Annotated in this window: 4 protein-coding genes; all 4 read right to left on the bottom strand. The window is 43.9% G+C overall.

The window, feature by feature from the left end; genetic code table 11:
- Positions 1-489: 489 nt before the first annotated feature.
- From Q0R37_RS15595 to Q0R37_RS15580, 4 genes are read right to left on the bottom strand one after another with little or no spacing between them, the layout of a single operon-like run.
- Positions 490-1380: a prohibitin family protein gene (locus Q0R37_RS15595; protein WP_294755541.1), complete on the bottom strand. Its 891-nt coding sequence runs from the start codon at positions 1378-1380 to the stop codon at positions 490-492.
- Between the two features lie 34 nt (positions 1381-1414).
- The gene (locus Q0R37_RS15590) at positions 1415-1624 is read right to left on the bottom strand and encodes a hypothetical protein (RefSeq protein WP_294755539.1); all 210 of its coding nucleotides are present in this window, start codon (positions 1622-1624) and stop codon (positions 1415-1417) included.
- Positions 1625-1654: 30 nt separating this feature from the next.
- Positions 1655-1852: a hypothetical protein gene (locus Q0R37_RS15585; protein WP_294755538.1), complete on the bottom strand. Its 198-nt coding sequence runs from the start codon at positions 1850-1852 to the stop codon at positions 1655-1657.
- Between the two features lie 45 nt (positions 1853-1897).
- Positions 1898-2464: a DUF1836 domain-containing protein gene (locus tag Q0R37_RS15580; RefSeq protein WP_294755537.1), complete on the bottom strand. Its 567-nt coding sequence runs from the start codon at positions 2462-2464 to the stop codon at positions 1898-1900.
- Between the last annotated feature and the right edge of the window lie 293 nt (positions 2465-2757).

Raw genomic sequence — 2757 nt, 5'->3', positions numbered from 1 at the left:
GAGCCCGCAAACGAGATCGCAATGATAGAAAGACTTCCCCTTACAGACAACGAAAAAGAGCTTATTTTCCATAAAAATGCGGAAGAGCTTATGTACCCCTACATAAGCTCTCCCTGAGATCCCCCTGTAATGTTGTAAGAGATGCCCAATACATCCCTCAGGGACCCGAATCAAAATGTCCCTGCTTTTTCAAGAAAACCACCGCATATATTGCTTCGCCTTGCGGCAGGAATGATCGTTTACCCCCGATCACCCCTATATCATGGCATTATGTCGCTCTTGTTATGAATTATCGATTGTGTGAACCCCTGTGCAGCTCGTCTCCCCAGACTGACTGCACTTTTTTATTTATGCGAAGCCTTCTTGATGAAGCTTCGGATCCCTATCCTTGGTCAGATGAGTTATCCCGATCTCCGTTCCCCAACGGAGACCGAGTACTTTACCACGCTCCGAGAGCGTACTGACTTTCCCCCGAAAGTTTCTTTTCATTTAATCCGCAGCAGCAGGTGCTGCGTCATCTATGTTAACATCTATAAGCAGTCCGCCGTTGCTGCTGCCTGTAACCTTAGGCATTACACCATTCCACTTCTGGATCTGCTCATATGCGATGACCTTGTTTGAAAGCGACTCCTCAAGGAGCTTGTTGGCGTCAGCCTGTGCCTGAGCCTGTGCGAGTATAGCCTCTGCCTCCGCATTGGCGGCGATGACCTTCTTCTCAGCCTCGGTCTTGGCAATGACCTTTGCCTGTTCCTGTTCTGTCTTTGTTTTGAGCAGGTTCTGCTCGGCTACCTGCTTTGCTTCGATAGCTGTGTTGAACTCTGCCGAGAAATCAAAGTTTACAATGTTGAACTTCTCTATATAGATACCGTAAGTGTTGAGCTTGCTGTCAAGAGCTGTCTTTACCTCGTTGCTGACGGATTCGCGCTCGGTAATGAGCTGCTCTGCGTTGTACTTTGCTGTTGCAGACTTCATACACTCCTGAACCACAGGGGTTATGAGAATCGTCTGATAGTCAACGCCAACATTCTTATACATATCAGGGGTTTTGTCCGTCACAAGACGGTAGTTTACAGCGATCTTGCTGCTTACGGTCTGAAGGTCCTTTGATACTGCGGAAGCAGGTGTCTCATAGACCTGTATCTTGTTCGACATCTTCTCTACTGTCTGAATAAAGGGAGCTTTTACATGAAAGCCCTCAGACAGAGGATTGCTCGATACCTCACCAAGCGTGAGAACTACTCCCGTATGACCTGCGGGAACTATTGTAAAGGAGCTTACTGCAACAATTCCTGCGGCAGCTCCTATAACCAACCATTTTAACGCCTTGAAGCTCGGCTTCTTCGGAACATTTCCATTTAATTCTCTTACATTAACACCCATGATTATTCTCCTTTGTACCCGGCTTTAGTATATTTTAGCTGCATATATAGCATTTGCCGTCTCCCGTAACAGATATGACATTTCTTTTTATCAGATCTACCGTAAGGAAGCGGAACGAATACGGATTAACAAGTCCGATCTCGTCAAGTCTCTTTGCAGTGTCGGCTGAATAAGCATCTGCATTCATAAGCAGGTTGATTATTCTTATTTTTCTCATAAAGAAAACTGATGGCATGATAGTCATATTATTCACCCCTTTATAGTGTCCGATGCTTTAATCCCTGTTAAGATAATACTTTCCGTTTCCTGCTGCCGAGATAACATTGTCGTACAGCAGCTCAAAGGCTGCGTCGGGATTATAGATACCCAGTTCATCAAGTGTTTTGGCACTGTCTGCGGAAAATGCTTTTGATAATTCAAAAAGCTTGATTATCTTTTTCTTGTTCATTAGTAATGCAGTTACAACGTTCATATCCAATACCTCCCATATACCGTTTATCCGTAATGTTTACCCCAATTACATCTCGTCAAGTATGATCTCAAGTCCTTTTTCCATTTCAGTCCTGAGACAGCCGCTCCGATAGCCCATTACCATGACGAACATTGCCTTTTTGAGCTTTTCGTCATCGGCGATAGACTTCGTATTGTCAGCGACCTCCTGTGCTACGAGAGCCTTGATGTGATCCGCATCGAACGCGCCCTCATCCTCAGCTGTGAAGATTATCCTGCAAAGGATATCATAAAGAAGTATATCATCTATGATATCGTCCGAAGTATCCTCAACGTCGCCGTTGATGTAGCGCATAAGATTTGCGATGTCCTCAAGCTTCATAGCCTTGCGGAGCATATTTATAAGGAGTATGCGAAGTATCTGTTTTTCAGAATACTTCTTACCCTTCGTAGCAGATACCCACCCTCGTTTGATCCAGTTCTGGATCGTTGTGCCCTCAAGGCCCGTGAGCTTTGAAAGCTGTGAAAGTGTAAGTCCGCCTGTTGCTTCAAGCACGGGAGAAATAAGCGAAAACGCCGATTCTCTTGCCTGATCTGTGAATTTCATTGTTGTACCCGGTATCAGTCTACTCATTGTCTTTAACTCCTCTCTGACGATGATATGATTATATCATAAGTTCATATGAACCGCAAATGTTGTTTTAGGTCTCTTTCGGGCTTTTTTGAATATTTTTTTGCATTTATCACACTATTTCACAGCTTTTCAGCTTTTTTCTCGTTTTTTCACATTGGTCTGACCAATCAAAATATACTATATTATAAGGGGACTGCCCTTGCCTGTTGCATTTTTTAACCGTATATGTTATAATAGTGTAAATCAAAATTTATATTTGTAGGGGCGGATATTATCCGCCCGAAATTACACTT

The sequence above is a fragment of the uncultured Ruminococcus sp. genome, assembly GCF_946415235.1.
In the GTDB taxonomy this organism is placed as follows: domain Bacteria; phylum Bacillota; class Clostridia; order Oscillospirales; family Ruminococcaceae; genus Ruminococcus.
The sequence above is the reverse complement of the archived record's forward strand: the minus strand, read 5'-3'. Positions and strand labels throughout refer to the sequence as shown.

What these genes read in the sequence shown, in the direction of transcription:
- Q0R37_RS15595 (WP_294755541.1), bottom strand. Translation starts at nt 1,380, where the DNA reads ATGGGTGTTAATGTAAGAGAATTAAATGGAAATGTTCCGAAGAAGCCG.
- Q0R37_RS15590 (WP_294755539.1), bottom strand. Translation starts at nt 1,624, where the DNA reads ATGACTATCATGCCATCAGTTTTCTTTATGAGAAAAATAAGAATAATC.
- Q0R37_RS15585 (WP_294755538.1), bottom strand. Translation starts at nt 1,852, where the DNA reads ATGAACGTTGTAACTGCATTACTAATGAACAAGAAAAAGATAATCAAG.
- Q0R37_RS15580 (WP_294755537.1), bottom strand. Translation starts at nt 2,464, where the DNA reads ATGAGTAGACTGATACCGGGTACAACAATGAAATTCACAGATCAGGCA.